Origin of the sequence: Salinibacterium sp. NG22 (genome assembly GCF_015864925.1) — a bacterium.
Classification (GTDB): Bacteria; Actinomycetota; Actinomycetes; order Actinomycetales; family Microbacteriaceae; genus Rhodoglobus.
Genome location: NZ_JADYWG010000002.1, coordinates 626,619 through 641,931, shown reverse-complemented (window position 1 = coordinate 641,931; position 15,313 = coordinate 626,619). Strand labels below are relative to the sequence as shown.

Here is a 15,313-nt window from a genome sequence, read left to right as displayed (position 1 = left end):
TTCCCAGTCTGACAAGTTCCTCTGTCAGTTAGGGTAATTGCGTGACTAATCCGGGGGATATCGAGCGCGTAGCGACCAAAGTCGTGCCGTACTACGTCGTGGGCGTCGTCGACGACGAAGAAACTGAGCTGCCCACCGACGGCGAGCAGGAGCCAGCCCCCGACGCCGAAGAGGGTCCGGTTGCGCGGCGATCACGCCCGCGGTGGCTGGGGTTTATTGCCGCAGCACTGGGCATCGCCACGCTTGTGTTGTTCATCATCGCGATGATCGTCTCTGCTGGCGGGGACTACCCGAACGGCACCGCTCTGGCGTATGCCGCAATCGTGGTCTCGATCTCGGCCGTAATTACCGCCATGCTGTGTCTCATTTTCGGCCTGCAGCGCCGCTGGGCAGCCTTTGGGCTTGCCGTCGCTGTTCTCGCAAACCCGCTCATCGTTTTGTACGTCTTCCGCTTCTTCGGCAGCTAAAGGGTTCGTCGCGACGAACGAAAGCCGAACATCCCCGGTTCGGCATCAGCCCGCTCTGCACCCCGATGGTTAGGGTGGAGCCATGGCGCCTGTTTCTGAAATTTTTGACGAGAAGTTGTGGCGATCGGTCGCCGGGTTCGATGACCTCACCGACATCACGTACCACCACGATGTGACGGGCACGATTGCGCGCATTGCGTTCGATCGCCCCGAAGTGCGCAACGCCTTCCGGCCGCACACCGTCGACGAGCTGTATCAAACCCTGGACGACGTGCGTCAGAATCCACGCATCGGCGTCGTGCTTCTCACCGGCAACGGCCCGAGCGAGAAAGATGGCGGCTGGGCGTTCTGTTCGGGCGGCGATCAGCGCATCCGTGGCCGTGCCGGTTACGAGTACGAAGGCCAAGAGGGGGCGACGAACCCCACGGCGGCCGGTGTTGCCGCTGCGAATGCTGATGCCCAGCTCACTGAAGCAGACGCTGCTGCTGCCGCAGGAAAGCGCCGTGCCGCCGCCGGTCGCCTGCACATTCTCGAAGTGCAGCGCCTCATCCGCTTCATGCCCAAGGTCGTTATCGCTGTCGTGCCCGGTTGGGCAGCGGGCGGAGGCCACTCGCTGCACGTCGTCTGCGATCTGACGATTGCCAGCGCCGAGCATGCCCGCTTCAAGCAGACGGATGTCGACGTCGGTTCGTTCGACGCCGGTTACGGCAGCGCCTACTTCGCTCGCCAAGTCGGCCAAAAGTTTGCACGTGAAGTGTTCTTCCTCGCCCGCGAGTACGACGCGCAACGCGCCCTCGACGCGGGAGCGATCAACGCTGCCGTGCCCCACGCCGAACTTGAAGCAACCGCCTATGAGTGGGCGCAAACCATCATGACGAAGTCGCCGACCGCGATCCGCATGGTCAAGTTTGCCCTCAACGCGGTTGACGATGGCCTTGTTGGCCAGCAAGTTTTCGCGGGCGAAGCGACCCGCCTCGCCTACGGCACCGACGAAGCTGTCGAAGGCCGCGACTCATTCCTGCAGAAGCGCGAACCCGATTGGTCGCCTTTCCCCTGGCAATACTAGGCAACGGAGCCATAGCAATGACACGAGAACTCTGGTCAATTGACGCGCGCGATCCCCGCAAAGTGTGGGCGGCGCTGAAGCCAGCACTCGATGGTTTGGGAGCCGCGATTCTGCCGCACCCGGCCTCCCCCTCTGGACTGCCAGAAACAGTGCCCGCGAACGTTGCGGTGATCGTAGAAACGAGCGGATCGACCGGCCGACCAAAGCGCGTGATGCTGAGTGCTGCCGCGCTGAAGGCGAGTGCTGCGGCATCCGATGAGCTTCTGGGTGGCCCGGGGCAGTGGCTTCTTGCTGTGCCTGCGCACTACATCGCCGGAATCAATGTGTTGGCGCGTTCGCACTGTGCGGGTACCGAGCCGGTCATGATGGCGACTCGAGACTTTAGCGCCACCACGTTTGTCGAGGCAGCAGCGCAGCTCACGGGGGAGCGTCGCTTTGTGTCGCTCGTGCCCGTGCAATTGGCGCGACTGCTCGAGTCAGAAGAGGCCGTTGCGGCGCTTTCCACCTTCCAGCGGATTCTGGTCGGCGGCCAGTCGATCCCGGTAGCGTTATTGGCGACGGCCCGCGCTCGCGGTCTTGCCGTATCGACCACCTACGGGTCGAGCGAAACCGGCGGCGGCGCTGTCTGGGACGGCAAGCCGCTACCCACCGCCCAGGTGCGTCTCGTGGATGACCGCATTGAACTAGCTGGCCCCATGCTTGCCGAGGGATACCTTGACGACCCACGCCGCAGTGCCTTCTCTTTTCGGGTGCAGGATGGCGTGCGCTGGTACCGCACCGACGACGTCGGTGAACTCGTGGATGGCGTGCTGCGCGTACGCGGTCGCGCCGATGACATGATCATTTCCGGCGGAGTGAAAGTCTCGATCGCGGAGGTTGAGAACGCAGTGCGCTCGTTGCCCGGCCAGGATGCTGCTGTCGTTGTCGCCGCTCCCCACCCCGAGTGGGGTGAAGCCCCCGTGGTGATCACGACACGGGCGATCGACCTCGACGTGGTGCGTCAATCGGTGTCGGCCCAGCTGGCTTCGGCCGCGGCAGCGCCCGCGCGGATCATGCTGATCGATGAGATTCCGCTGCTGTCGACGGGCAAACCCGACAGACTCGCCTTAGCCACAGTCGTGCTTAAGTAGAATCCCTCCGTGGCCTCTCCTAAAAAGCAACGCATCGACCCCGCAACCGTTTCCGCCTCCGCGGCGAAGAAAAAGGGCGGACGCCCAGGTCCTCGACCGCCGAAAGCACCCAAGATTGCCAAAGCCACCGCGCGCGATTGGATCAGCGGTGCCCGCATCCAAACGTTGCCTTTGGCTTTTGCCCCCGTTGCGCTGGGTACAGCGGCGGCCTACGTGCTTCCTCACGAAGAGGATGGCACCGGCTGGCACTGGGCCCGCGCACTGCTCTGCCTGATCGTTGCGGTCTCGCTCCAAATCGGCGTCAACTTCGCCAACGACTACTCCGACGGAGTGCGGGGAACAGATGACCACCGCGTTGGTCCTCGTCGCCTCACTGCCTCTGGCGCTGCCCGCCCGCGCACCGTCATCACTGTCGCGTTCGTCTGGTTTGGCATCGCCGCCATCGCCGGACTCATCATCGTCGTGCGAAGCGGACACTGGTGGATGCTCGCCGTCGGTGCTGCGGCCATCATCGCCGCCTACTTCTACACGGGAGGCAAACGCCCCTACGGCTACCTCGGCCTCGGTGAAGTGTTCGTCTTCATCTTCTTCGGCCTCGTCGCGACCGCCGGCACCACGTTCGTGCTCGCCGGCACCGTGAATCTTGAGTCGTGGTTGGCGGCCGTTGCTGTCGGGTTGTTCGCCGTTGCAACGCTCATGGTCAACAACATCCGCGATATCGCCCAAGACAAGATCGCCGGAAAGCGCACCCTGGCCGTGCGGATGGGCAACCTGCCATCGCGCATCTTCTACGTCGTAGCGATGCTCGTGCCGTTCGGCATCTTGGGCGTCTACTCGTTGCTGTACTTCAACGCCTACCTGGTGAACTTCGTACTGCTCGTGGCGCTGCCCGCCTGCGTGATCGTGCTCACCGCAAAGACGCCAGCCGAGCTGATCTTGGCGCTGCGCCTCACCGGGCTTACCGCCCTGTTGTTTGGGCTAGGGCTCGCGGCAGCGATCGTGTTCTAGACGTCGTTACGGGGAGTCGTTGCGAGGCGTAGGCGTCGTGCCCTGCTCGGTGGGTGACGCGCTGGCTTCCGTTTCGGACTCCGTGTCTGCCTCAGCGTCTGCTTCGGCAGCGTCGTAGTCGGCGGCGGCATCCTCAGCGTCACGATCAGGATCGTGGGCGGGGCGTCCGCGACGGGAAGCAAGGTCGAGAGCCACGGCATCCCGCAGCTTGGAGAAAAACACATACGAAATGGCGAATCCCAGAATTGCGGCGATGAGGGCGGCGATCCACGGCTCGACGTTCGCGATCATCAGCACGGTAAAGGCTGCGGCGAAGACTCCGACGCGGAGAAGAGAGTAGGCGATCCAAGGTTTCACGGCAACAGTCTAGGCTCGCAACCCGCGTGCAGACTGCGAGCGGTAGAATGGTGGCATGCCTCGCCTATTGGTCGTCCTCGCTTTCGCGATCGTCGCGGTAGACGTGTTCTCCATTGTGGATGTGATCCTTACCGAACGCAGCCGGGTTCGCGCTATGCCGAAGGTGTTGTGGATCATCGTGATCCTGCTGCTGCCGGTTATCGGAGTGGTGCTCTGGTTCATGCTCGGCAAGGCACGTAGTGCCAATTCTGGCCAGACGCGCACTGTTGCACCCGACGATGATCCTGACTTCTTGCGCAAGATGCGCCGTCAGGAAGAACAAGATGAGCGCATTCGCCGCCTCGAACAGGAACTTGCAGATCTCGACGATGACGATAAGACCAACTAACTCTCCAGCCACCAACTTCTCGGTAGCCCTTCTCGAAGAGTTCGTTCGTCTCGGCGTTCGAGACGTTGTGCTGAGCCCAGGCTCGCGCTCGCAGGCTCTCGCGCTGGCTGCTGCCGAATTCGAGAAGCAGGGCTTGTTGCGGTTGCGCGTGCGCATCGATGAGCGCGTTGGTGCCTTCCTCGCCTTGGGGCTTGCCGTCGAAACAGGCTCGCCCGTGCTCGTCGTCACCACCTCTGGCACCGCCGTCGCCAACCTGCACCCTGCCGTTCTTGAAGCGCACCACTCGGCAGTTCCTCTGATCATCATTAGCGCCGACCGTCCCGACTCCTTGCGCGGTATTGGCTCCAACCAGACCACGCAGCAGCCGGGTATTTTTGGCACCGCGGTGCACCAGACGTGGGATGTTGAAGCGCCGACCGGCGCTGATGGTGAGATGGATGCCGCAGCGCAACTCGCTCGCGATGCTGTCGCCGCGGTCAATGGCCCCGTTCACCTCAATCTGTCTTTCGATGATCCGCTGTCTGCGCCCTTCGTGTGGGAACCCGGTGACAGAGATGTCGCCCCCGAACCGGCGGGCACCCGCGAGCCCGTCTTTCCCGATCTCTTCAGCGACCTCGATCCTGTGATTGAAACCACCACGCATCAGTCGCCGGGCGCTCCCACAAATCTCGCCATCTCACCGTCGCCCGCCACCGTCGTTATTGCGGGCACCGGCGCTGGCCCTCGCGCCGAGCAAGTAGCCCGCGAGCTCGGCGCACCGCTCATCGCGGAGGTCGCGAGTGGAGCCCATTTCGGGCCCAACCTCGTGGTCGCCTACCGCGAGCTGCTGAATGCCGCCAACTTCGGTGACCGGGTGGCACGCGTGATCGTGTTCGGGCATCCGACTCTCAGCCGAGAGATTCCCGCGCTCATTCAGCGTCGTGGGGTGCAAACCATTGTGGTGCGGCATCCGTCGGCCGACGATTACAACCCCGGTCGGTGCGTTCGACTCTTTGTCGATGAGGTTTCAGTCTCGGGCGAAGCCACCGATCGCGCGTGGTTGGGTCGCTGGGTGATGTCGAGCCGCCAGTTGCTCGAAACTGAGAGCATCGCCCCTGACATCGAAGCGGATGCCGGAACCCACGCTAAGTCAGAACTCGCGATCGTGCGCACCCCCGTTGACCGGCGGATGCTCGCCGAAGCCGTCTGGCGTGCCACGTGGCCGCACGATCGTCTCGTCCTTGGCGCGTCACGACTGATCCGCGAGGTCGATCGTGTGGTGCCGGGCAAGAAGATTTCGGTGCACTCCAATCGTGGCCTCGCCGGTATTGACGGCACGATCTCGACCGCTCTCGGAATCGCGCTCGCGAGCCAAGCCGAAGCTGGCAACGAGGGAGTCACTCGTGTGCTCCTTGGTGATCTTGCGATCTTCCACGATGTGGGCGCGCTGATGTTTGGCGTTGGCGAACCTCGACCGCGCATCCAAGTGATTGTCGGCAACGACAACGGCGGCACCATCTTCGACGGACTCGAGGTGGCGAGCCAGGCTGGCGACAGTTTCGACCGGGTGCTGCTCACGCAACAGAACGCCTCCATCGAGGCGCTCGCTGTCGCGTACGGCTGGCGGTATGTTTCTGCGGCAACGCGGGGCGAACTCGATCAAGCATTGTCTGCACACCCCGAGCCGACCATCATCGAGGTTCCGCTCGGCCGCTAATGTCGATGCCGTGGCCGCAATCGGGCCCGGTACCCCTAGCGCTGAGAAGCGTGCCGAGTAGCCTTGAGGCATGAGCACACTCACGCCTGTCACCGCTGATTTCGAGCTTGCCAGCATCGATCCGTCATCCACTCCTGAGTTCGATGGCAACAAGAAGGATGCCGAAAAAGCTCTCGAGAAAAACGGCGAACGTCTCGCTGCGCTTCAAGAGCGGCTCTTCGCCGAGAGCAAGTTCGGTGGCGAGCGCCGCGTTTTGCTCGTGTTGCAGGCGATGGATACCGCGGGCAAGGGCGGCATCCTGCGGCACGTGATTGGCGGGGTTGATCCGCAGGGCGTGCAGATTCATGCCTTCAAGGCACCGACCGATGAGGAGAAGTCACACGACTTCTTGTGGCGCATCCGCAAGGAGCTCCCAGGCCCCGGCTTCATCGGAGTCTTTGACCGTTCGCACTATGAGGACGTGCTGATCCACCGCGTGCGGGGGTTCTCGACGCCTGAGACGGTCGAAGAGCGCTACGGCATCATTCAGGAGTTCGAAAACGAATTGATCGCGCAGGGCACGACGATCATCAAGGTCATGCTGCACATCGGCGCTGACGAGCAGAAAGACCGCCTGCAAGAGCGACTTGATCGCCCCGAGAAGCACTGGAAGTACAACCCGGGCGATGTCGACGAGCGACTGCTGTGGGATGACTATCAAGAGGCTTACGAGATCGCGCTGCGCCGCACGACGACCGAGAACGCTCCCTGGTACGTGATTCCGGCGAACCACAAGTGGTACGCGCGCTGGGCTGTTCAGCAGCTTCTGCTCGAAGCGTTGGAGAGCCTTGACCTGCAGTGGCCGAGCGCCGACTACGACGTCGAGGCTGAGAAAGTGCGACTCGCGAACAGCTAGTCGGCTGGTGCGGGCTGGCCGTTCGTGAACGGAAAATGAATCTGCTCGCTAACACTCGAAAATACATAGACGTTCATCTATGCTTTGAGTGTTCAAGCGAAACGAGGAATCATGCGCACCCCATCTTCTGGTCAACTGCCGCTTACTGACCCCAACGACGTTCTTCGCCGCGGCGCTGAACGTCTTGCGGTGCAGTACGACGGCCTCGTGAGCGAGGAAACCATCGAGAGAGTTCTCTTCGAGTCCTACGCTGCGCTTGCGCGCACCGCGAAAGTTTCGACGCACCTAGCGAGCCTCGCCTACCGCTTTGCGCACGACCGCCTCGCTGCTCTCGCTCAGGCGAAGGGCGTGATTCCGAAGACGGTGCCTGAGGTGCTCTTTGTCTGTGTGCAGAACTCCGGGCGCTCGCAGATGGCCGCAGCGTGGCTTCGCGAGCTCGGCAAGGGGCGCGTTCACGTGCGCTCCGCCGGATCAGAGCCGGGCGCGAGCATCCTGTCTCTCGTCGTCGACGCGATGGCAGAAGAGGGCATCGCCCTCACCGACGACTTTCCCAAACCGCTCACCGACGACGTCGTGCGTGCTGCGGATGCCGTGATCACGATGGGCTGCGGCGACGCCTGCCCGATTTATCCGGGCAAGCGCTACCTCGATTGGCAGCTCACTGACCCTGCCGACCTCGACATCGACGGAGTTCGACGGGTGCGCGATGAGATCCGCGCACGTGTGGAAGAACTACTGCGCGAGATCGCGCCCTAGCTTCCGGCGACGGCAGCAGAGGAGGCGGCAGCGGCGGCTTGCCCGCGTCGCTACCCGAAAGCTTCGACGATGGGGCGGAACTTCAGTTCGGTCTCGGCGAGTTCCTTCTTGGCGTCAGAGCCCGCCACGATTCCCGCTCCGGCGTAGGCCGTGATGCGCGTGCCGGTCACTTGGGCGCAGCGCAACGCAACAGCCCATTCGCCGTTGCCGTGGGCATCCACCCAGCCAACCGGGCCGGCGTAGCGTCCGCGATCGAAGCCTTCGAGTTCATCGATGATGCGGATGGCATCGGGCGTTGGGGTGCCTGCGACGGCCGCGGTCGGATGCAGAATCTCGATCAGGTCGAGCGCACTCGCGTGCTCCCGGAGCCGGCCATCGATGTCAGTCGCGAGGTGCCACAGGTTGGGCAGCTGAAGCGTGAAGGGTGCGGATGCCGCATGCAGTTCACTGCTGAGCGGTGCGAGGGCATCCATGACGCTGGCAAGCGCGAGCGCATGTTCTTTCTGATCTTTGGGGGAGTTCATGAGGCTTCCGGCGGCTCGCCCGTCGGAGATGCGGTCTCCGCCGCGCGCGGCACTGCCGGCAAGCACGCGGGCGCTGACGGCACCGTTGTGCACTCGCACGAGCGTTTCGGGGCTCGATCCGATGAGGCCGTCGACGGCAAACGTAAAGGTGTCGGGGTAGCGCGCAGCAAGGGCGCTGAGGGGGATGCGCAGATCGGCGTTCTCGGGCAGGTCAGCGTGTTGGTCCCGCGCGATAACGATCTTGGCTGCCGCACCGTGGGAGATTTCGCGCAGGGCCGCTTTGACGGTCTTGGTGAAGCCTTTTGCGCTCATCTCACCGGGGGTGAAAACGATGTGTACGGGGTCCCCGGCGGCTTCTCGAGGGTCAGCGGGAAGGCCATCGGAGGTGACAGGCAGGCCGCTGGCTTCTCCGGCGGTAATGGTGGTGACCCACTGGATGCCGTCGCGGCTCCCGACAACAATGCGGGGAACGATCAGCACACTCACGGCATCCGAAGAATCGGCGAACGCGAAGCTGCCGAGGGCGATCAGGCCGGTGCCAGCGCGCTTCACGCTGTCGTGGATGATTGCGGTGCGCGAGAGTTCGTTCCAGGCGGCCGCGGCGTCGGTGAATCGGGTGGCACCTCGGAACTCGAGTCGCAGCAATTCGCCAATACCAACAAGGCCTTCGCCGTCGCGAATGAAGCCGAGAGGATGCTGCGGGGTGATCCAGTCGAGTAGTCGATCGACGGCTGCGGTTGGGCGCGTAACACTGCTCAGGACGGCATGGGTGCTAGCCATGGCACCTTCTCCGATTCTGCCCGTGACCGGACGGCTTTTGCCCCAACAATGTCTCCCAAGTATCAGAGTACCTGTCAGTTGCGGGCAGGAAAGTGAGCATCCGCTCTGAGCGCCCTAGACTAGTGATGTGGGTAAGGCTGACATGAACAAGCGACCGGAAGACGTAGCCGGAATGTTCGATGGTGTCGCAAAACACTACGACCGCACAAATAACGTCCTTTCCGCCGGCAATGCGGTGCTGTGGCGCGCTGCAACAGTGCGCGCGGTGGCCCCAGAAGCGGGCGAACGCATCCTCGATATTGCGGCTGGCACGGGCACAAGCTCGGCAGCTTTGCACCGCAACGGTGCCCGCGTTGTCGGTCTCGATTTTTCGACAGGGATGGTCGAACAGGCTCGCAAGCGTCACAAGAAGATCGAGTTCATTCAGGGCGACGCTCAGCAGTTGCCGTTTGGCGACAATGAGTTCGACGCCGTCACGATCAGCTTCGGTCTGCGCAACATCAACGATCCGCGCGCAGCGCTGTCGGAGATGTACCGCGTTCTCAAGCCCGGTGGCCGTCTGGTGATCACCGAGTTCTCCAAGCCCCCCGTCGCGATTGTTCGCGCCGGATACTTCACGTACTTGAACCGTGTCATGCCGATCATTGCTGATCGTTCAAGCTCTAACCCTGAGGCATACACCTACCTCGCCGAGTCGATTCGCGAGTGGCCAGACCAAGGCGAACTCAGCCAGTGGATTCGGGCTGCCGGGTTCACTCGCGTCGCGTACCGCAATCTCACCGCAGGCATCGTTGCCATGCACCGTGGCCACAAGCCTGTTGATGAAACAGTGCTGGCCTCCGTCGCTAAGCGCAAGGGCAATGCCACTCGTCCGATCAAGACGATCACTATGCCCAAGACGCCCAAGACCTCTTCTGACAGCACACCGAAGCCGTAGCGCTTCGCAAAAGAAACCGGTTGATAGTGAACCCGAGTGTTCCGTCTGCTCGCCGCAGCAACACCCTGAGCTCCTCACTGGGCTTGGGCGAGAAGCTCTTTGCCTCGAGTGATGAGCGTCGTTTTGCTGCCGCGATTGAGGAAGGTCTCGACCAGGTCGAGGCCGGACTCCTGGCCCACATGGCCTTCGCTGACGACGTTGCGGATGCCACGAGTCGCTACTTGCTCGAAGCGGGCGGCAAGCGCGTGCGTCCGGTGCTTGCGCTGCTCACGGCTCAGCTCGGTGAGGGCAATAACGCTGAGGTGGTGACGGCGGCTCAAGCCGTAGAGATCACTCACCTCGCGTCGCTCTACCACGACGATGTCATGGACGAAGCGCAGTTGCGCCGCGGAGTTCCGAGCGCTCAAAACGTGTGGGGCAACTCGGTCGCGATCCTCACGGGCGACCTGTTGTTCGCGCGGGCAAGCAAGCTTGTCGCGGGTCTCGGCGAAGAGGCCCTGATGTTGCAAGCGAACACGTTCGAACGGTTGTGCCTCGGCCAATTGCACGAAACTTTGGGCCCGAAGCCGGGCGAAAACCCAGTTGAGCACTACTTGCAGGTGCTGGCCGACAAGACGGGGTCGCTCATTGCGACCGCCGCCGAGGTTGGCGTGATGTTCTCGAATGCGCCGGTGGAGTACACGAAGCCGGTTCGCGAGTTCGGCGAAAAGGTCGGCATCGCCTTCCAGCTCATCGATGACGTGATTGATCTGTCTGATGAGACCGGCAAGACGGGCAAGCAGGCGGGAACCGATCTGCGCAGTGGCGTTGCCACGCTGCCGCTGCTGTACTTGCGCGAGCTCGCCGTCACCAACAGCGATGCTGCCGAGTTGTTGACCCGCATTGAGCGCGACGTGAATGCCAACTTCTATGGTGAAGGCGACGACGAAGCTCTCGATGCTGCCGTGACCGAGCTCCGCGAGCATCCCGTCACGAAGAAAACGTTGGACGAAGCCCGTCGTTGGGGTCGCGAAGCTGTTGACGCTCTTGCGCCGCTGCCCGATGGTCCCGTCAAGAAGGCACTCACGCGCTTCGCCGAAAACGTCGTCGAACGCTCGAACTAACTACTCCATACTCGCCCGCGCCCCGGGCGCCCCGAGATGAACGGAAACGACAACTGATGAGCAAACTGCGACTCGCCATTGTTGGTGCTGGCCCCGCCGGAATCTATGCTGCCGACATCCTGCTGAAGGCGGAGCGACAGTTCGAAGTGTCGATCGACCTGTTCGAGCAACTGCCGGCACCATACGGTCTTGTTCGCTACGGTGTTGCGCCCGATCATCCACGCATCAAAGGCATCGTGAATGCGCTGCGCGACGTGCTCGACACCGGCAACATCCGCCTCTTCGGCAATGTCACGTACGGTCGCGACATCACGCTCGACGACCTCAAGAAGCACTACAACGCCGTGATCTTCTCGACCGGTGCTGTGCGGGATGCCCCGCTGCCGATTCCCGGAATCGAGCTGCCAGGCAGCCACGGTGCCGCCGACTTCGTCAGCTGGTACGACGGTCACCCCGACGTTCCGCGCGAGTGGACTCTCGACGCGAAAGAGACCGCCGTCATCGGCAATGGAAACGTCGCCCTTGACGTCGCCAGAATGCTCGCTAAGCACGCGGATGACCTGCTGCCGACAGAGATCCCCGCCAACGTCTACGAGGGCCTTAAATCGAGCCCCGTGACCGACGTGCACGTCTTCGGCCGCCGTGGACCGATGCAAGTGAAGTTCACGCCGCTCGAACTGCGGGAACTCGGCGAACTCAACGACGTCGACCTCGTCGTCTACGAAGAAGACTTCGACTACGACGCTGCCTCGAAAGCGGCCATCGAATCCAACAAACAGATCATGGTGCTCGACCGCATCTTCACGAAGTGGCGTGGCGAAGAAAAGGGCACGGCATCCCGCCGCTTGCACTTGCACTTCTATGCTGGCCCCGTTGAGGTGCTCGGCACCGATCGCGTTGAAGGCTTCCGTTACGAACGTACGAAGCCCGATGGTGAAGGTGGAGTGGTCGGCACCGGCGAGTTCCGTGAGGTTGCGGTTCAGAGCCTGTATCGCGCTGTTGGCTACTTTGGATCGCCGCTCGACGGCATCCCGTTCGACGACCGCCGTGGTGTGATCCCCAACCGTGAGGGTCAAGTCATCGACGACAACGACGAACAGGTCAATGGCGTTTATGCGACCGGGTGGATCAAGCGTGGGCCAGTCGGTCTCATCGGCCACACCAAGTCTGACGCGATGGAAACCATCAGCCACGTCATGAATGATCAGGCCAACTGGTGGGCTCCCGAGCATCCCGATGAGCAGTCCGTCATCGACCTCCTCACGAGCCGTGGTGTCGAGTACACGAACCTGCAGGGGTGGCAGTCGCTGGATGCCCACGAGATCGCTCTCGGTGAGCCTGAGGGCCGCGCGCGCATCAAGCTCGTCGACCGCGACGAGATGATTGCGGCATCCAGAGCCACTGACTCGGAATAGCAGTTCAAGGCCGATCGCCCACGGAAAGCCGAATGCGGCGTGACGTGCCGCTGTCGTTACTGAACGGCGGCGGTGAGCCGCGCGAGGTTATCGAGCACCTTTGACCGTCGTGGTCGTTCCATCCACTCCTCAAGGGTGAGTTCGCGGCTGACACCGCGATACTCGGACTCGAGCTCGCGCATCTCAGCGATGAACTCCGGCCCGCGAACCATCACCGAGATTTCAAGGTTGAGGCTGAACGAGCGCATGTCCATGTTGCTTGAGCCAATCACCGCGACTTGATCGTCGATGGTGAAGTGCTTGGCGTGCAGCACCGTTGGGGTGGGGTAGAGCCAGATTCTTACCCCGGCACGAAGCAGCGTCTCGTAGTAGCTGCGTTGCGCGTGATAAACCAAAGCCTGGTCGCCCACCTCCGAGACGAAGAGCTGCACATCGAGACCGCTCTGCGCGGCAGTAGTGATGGCGTAGAGCATCGAATCGTCGGGCACAAAGTACGGGCTCGTGATGATCACGCGCTCTTGAGCGGCATAGAGCAACGAGTTGAACAGCCGCAGGTTGTTCTCTCCCTCAAAGCCAGGGCCGCTCGGCACAACCTGAGCATCGAGGCTCGCTGTGGATGCGGTGGGAGGTGCCAGCGACGCCTCACGCACTAAGAGTTCGTTCGTTTCGCTGTACCAGTCGGTGATGAAGAGTGCATGGATTCCCGCAACGATCGGTCCCTCAAAACGCACCATGAGGTCTTTCCACTGCAACCCGCGCTTTTTGTTCACACGCTTGTTGTAGGTGGAATCGACCATGTTCTGAGAACCCGTGAACGCAAGCTTGTTGTCGATGACGAGCAGCTTGCGGTGATTGCGCAGATCGGGGCGCTGGAACTTCCACTTGAGCGGCTGGAGGGGGAGCATGACCTCCCACTGCAAACCGATTTTCTTGAGGCGACGGATGGTGGTGAGGTATCCGGGAGCGCGAAGCGATGCCAGATGATCGAGCAGAACGCGCACCCGAACACCGCGGTTGTGGGCGGCTTCCAACGCGTCAAAGAATGGCGCAGTGGTGGGGTCGAGACTCAGAATGTAGAACTCAACATGAACGTAGTTGTTGGCATCGTTGACCGCTGCAGTCATCGCCTCCAACGATTCTTGATAGTCGGAGTAGAGCGTTGCAGAGTTGCCGCCCACGAGAGGCATCGCGCCAAGCGTGCGATTGAGCTCCACCACGGGAGCAAGCCATAGCGGCCATGGTTGATCCTGTTTGACCTGGTCCATGCCCTCCGTGGACTCGAGGATGAACTGGTTGATTTCGGACTGCTTATCGCGTCGCCCCTTGGGGAGCTTGCGGCTGCCGAAAATCAAGAACAACAGGATGCCGACATAGGGAATGAAGAAGATAGCCAGCAGCCACGCCATGGCGGTTTGCGGTCGGCGATTGCGAGGAACGTAGATGAGCGACAGCACCCGAATCGCGAAGTCGAGAAGCACAAGAAAGGCAGCTAATACCGCTGTAAAGCTGAAGTCGATGCCGCTCAGGTCCATGGGCGAAGTCTACCGAGTTCTCGCCAGTAACCGACTGCCTGGTCGCGGCGACGCGGCGGCTACCAGCGCGGGGGAGGGCCCTGCCAAGCGGGGGTCTCATCGGGCGTGACGAACGATCGAGCCACCACGACATCCGTTGACGAATGGGCGACGATCGACATCGCAATCGTGAGCGCCACGATGTGGAAAATAAGGTCGCCGGCCGGGATGTCGGCCGAGACCACGACGAGCACGTACACGACCGACGCGAACCCCTTGGGCCCGAACCACATGGCGGCAACCTGTTCACGCATGGAGAGGCCGGAGCCGAGGAACGAGAAGTACAGCGCGATCGGGCGAGCAGCGATCAGCGCGAGCACGGCGAAGAGCCAGCCCGTCCACGCGATTTCGCCCAAGAACTTGAACGACAAGAGAGCGCCAAAGACCATGAGCGCCAAGAGTTTCAGAAGCTCGGAAATGATCTCGCCGAACTCCTCGAAGGCTTCGCGCTCCTTTTGCCCCACCGTTGCCACCATCACACCAGCGGCAAACGCAGCCAAGAAGAGGTTCGCGTGGGTATAGCTTGCCAGCGCGAACACCAAGAGGCCGATAGCAATCGGCACGATCGGCTCGAAGACGCCGGCAGCAGCAAACAGCCGAGTGTGGAGGGCCTTGATGACGATCCACGGCACCGCAATACCGATGGCGGTGCCCGCGAGAAGTTCTATTCCCAGCTCGCCCAAGTGCAAATCTTCTGAGCCCGAGCTGACAGCCAAGAACACGACCACAAAGGGCAGCGCCAAACCGTCGTTGACGCCCGACTCCACATTCAGCAGCTGACGCAACCGCTCCGGCACCTGTTTGTTGCCGACAAGGGCGGCCGCGAACACCGGGTCTGTGGGGGCAAGGATCGCGCCGATCAGTAACGCTTCAGGCCAATCCAGCCCCAGCATGAAATGCGCCAATACCGCTGTGATGCCGAGAGTGAGAGGCAACCCCCACCCGAGAGCGCGACCGGGAAGTCGCCACGCCTTGCGCAAGTCACCCCAGCCCATCTTCATGCCATCCGTGAAGAGCACTACAAAGAGTGCGATCTCGGCGATTGTCGAGACCTCGGTCGACGACGAATCGATATCGAGGATGCCCGTTGTCTCCGAGCCGATCACAAAGCCGACAACCAAAAACAGCACAGCGGCCGACAGTACCGTTCGCCCCGCGAGCGCAGAGAACAGCACCGCAACCAGCAGGGTCGCAGCAAAGATCAGCAGGAAAACATCCAT

At 62.1% G+C, this 15,313-nt stretch carries 15 protein-coding genes; 11 read left to right on the top strand and 4 right to left on the bottom strand.

Annotated features, from left to right (window positions below; genetic code table 11):
- The first annotated feature begins 41 nt into the window (after positions 1–41).
- From I6E81_RS12600 to I6E81_RS12585, 4 genes are all read left to right on the top strand, one after another.
- Positions 42–467: a 1,4-dihydroxy-6-naphthoate synthase gene (locus I6E81_RS12600; protein WP_197108309.1), complete on the top strand. Its 426-nt coding sequence runs from the start codon at positions 42–44 to the stop codon at positions 465–467.
- An 82-nt stretch (positions 468–549) separates the two neighbouring features.
- Positions 550–1,533 (top strand): 1,4-dihydroxy-2-naphthoyl-CoA synthase, encoded by a 984-nt coding sequence (locus I6E81_RS12595; protein ID WP_197108307.1) that lies wholly within the window; start codon positions 550–552, stop codon positions 1,531–1,533.
- Between the two features lie 17 nt (positions 1,534–1,550).
- A complete protein-coding gene (locus I6E81_RS12590) occupies positions 1,551–2,663 on the top strand; it encodes an AMP-binding protein (protein WP_197108305.1) in 1,113 nt (370 codons plus the stop codon).
- A 9-nt stretch (positions 2,664–2,672) separates the two neighbouring features.
- Positions 2,673–3,671, top strand: a complete 999-nt coding sequence (locus I6E81_RS12585) for a 1,4-dihydroxy-2-naphthoate polyprenyltransferase (protein ID WP_197108295.1) — start codon at positions 2,673–2,675, stop codon at positions 3,669–3,671.
- Between the two features lie 6 nt (positions 3,672–3,677).
- Here I6E81_RS12585 and I6E81_RS12580 read toward each other — a convergent pair whose 3' ends face one another.
- On the bottom strand, positions 3,678–4,028 hold the full coding sequence (locus I6E81_RS12580; RefSeq protein WP_197108286.1) for a DUF4229 domain-containing protein: 351 nt from the start codon (positions 4,026–4,028) through the stop codon (positions 3,678–3,680).
- 55 nt (positions 4,029–4,083) lie between these two features.
- On the opposite strand from I6E81_RS12580, the gene I6E81_RS12575 reads away from it, so the two are divergent.
- The 4 genes from I6E81_RS12575 to I6E81_RS12560 all read left to right on the top strand — a co-directional run bounded on the left by I6E81_RS12575 (position 4,084) and on the right by I6E81_RS12560 (position 7,763).
- Positions 4,084–4,416, top strand: a complete 333-nt coding sequence (locus I6E81_RS12575; protein ID WP_197108278.1) for a PLD nuclease N-terminal domain-containing protein — start codon at positions 4,084–4,086, stop codon at positions 4,414–4,416.
- Positions 4,397–6,112, top strand: a complete 1,716-nt coding sequence (menD, locus tag I6E81_RS12570; protein WP_197108276.1) for a 2-succinyl-5-enolpyruvyl-6-hydroxy-3-cyclohexene-1-carboxylic-acid synthase — start codon at positions 4,397–4,399, stop codon at positions 6,110–6,112. The genes I6E81_RS12575 and menD overlap by 20 nt, the downstream gene beginning before the upstream one ends.
- Before the next feature lie 70 nt (positions 6,113–6,182).
- Positions 6,183–7,007 (top strand): polyphosphate kinase 2 family protein, encoded by an 825-nt coding sequence (locus I6E81_RS12565; RefSeq protein ID WP_197108274.1) that lies wholly within the window; start codon positions 6,183–6,185, stop codon positions 7,005–7,007.
- A gap of 111 nt (positions 7,008–7,118) precedes the next feature.
- A complete protein-coding gene (locus I6E81_RS12560; RefSeq protein ID WP_197108272.1) occupies positions 7,119–7,763 on the top strand; it encodes an arsenate reductase ArsC in 645 nt (214 codons plus the stop codon).
- 50 nt (positions 7,764–7,813) lie between these two features.
- On the opposite strand, the gene I6E81_RS12555 is transcribed toward I6E81_RS12560, so the two are convergent.
- Positions 7,814–9,067 carry an isochorismate synthase MenF gene (locus I6E81_RS12555; RefSeq protein WP_197108270.1) on the bottom strand — a complete coding sequence of 418 codons (1,254 nt, stop codon included), beginning with the start codon at positions 9,065–9,067 and terminating at the stop codon, positions 7,814–7,816.
- A gap of 127 nt (positions 9,068–9,194) precedes the next feature.
- On the opposite strand from I6E81_RS12555, the gene ubiE reads away from it, so the two are divergent.
- Genes ubiE through I6E81_RS12540 form a run of 3 tightly spaced genes read left to right on the top strand, consistent with a single transcriptional unit; the run spans position 9,195 to position 12,522 of the window.
- Positions 9,195–10,004, top strand: a complete 810-nt coding sequence (ubiE, locus tag I6E81_RS12550; protein ID WP_307783970.1) for a bifunctional demethylmenaquinone methyltransferase/2-methoxy-6-polyprenyl-1,4-benzoquinol methylase UbiE — start codon at positions 9,195–9,197, stop codon at positions 10,002–10,004.
- Between the two features lie 26 nt (positions 10,005–10,030).
- On the top strand, positions 10,031–11,107 hold the full coding sequence (locus tag I6E81_RS12545) for a polyprenyl synthetase family protein (RefSeq protein ID WP_197108268.1): 1,077 nt from the start codon (positions 10,031–10,033) through the stop codon (positions 11,105–11,107).
- Between the two features lie 56 nt (positions 11,108–11,163).
- Positions 11,164–12,522: an FAD-dependent oxidoreductase gene (locus tag I6E81_RS12540; RefSeq protein ID WP_197108266.1), complete on the top strand. Its 1,359-nt coding sequence runs from the start codon at positions 11,164–11,166 to the stop codon at positions 12,520–12,522.
- A 56-nt stretch (positions 12,523–12,578) separates the two neighbouring features.
- Here the strand turns inward: I6E81_RS12540 and cls are convergent, their stop codons facing one another.
- Complete coding sequence (cls, locus tag I6E81_RS12535) at positions 12,579–14,054, bottom strand: cardiolipin synthase (protein ID WP_197108264.1); 1,476 nt, start codon at positions 14,052–14,054, stop codon at positions 12,579–12,581.
- A gap of 59 nt (positions 14,055–14,113) precedes the next feature.
- Positions 14,114–15,313 carry a sodium:proton antiporter gene (locus tag I6E81_RS12530; RefSeq protein ID WP_197108262.1) on the bottom strand — a complete coding sequence of 400 codons (1,200 nt, stop codon included), beginning with the start codon at positions 15,311–15,313 and terminating at the stop codon, positions 14,114–14,116.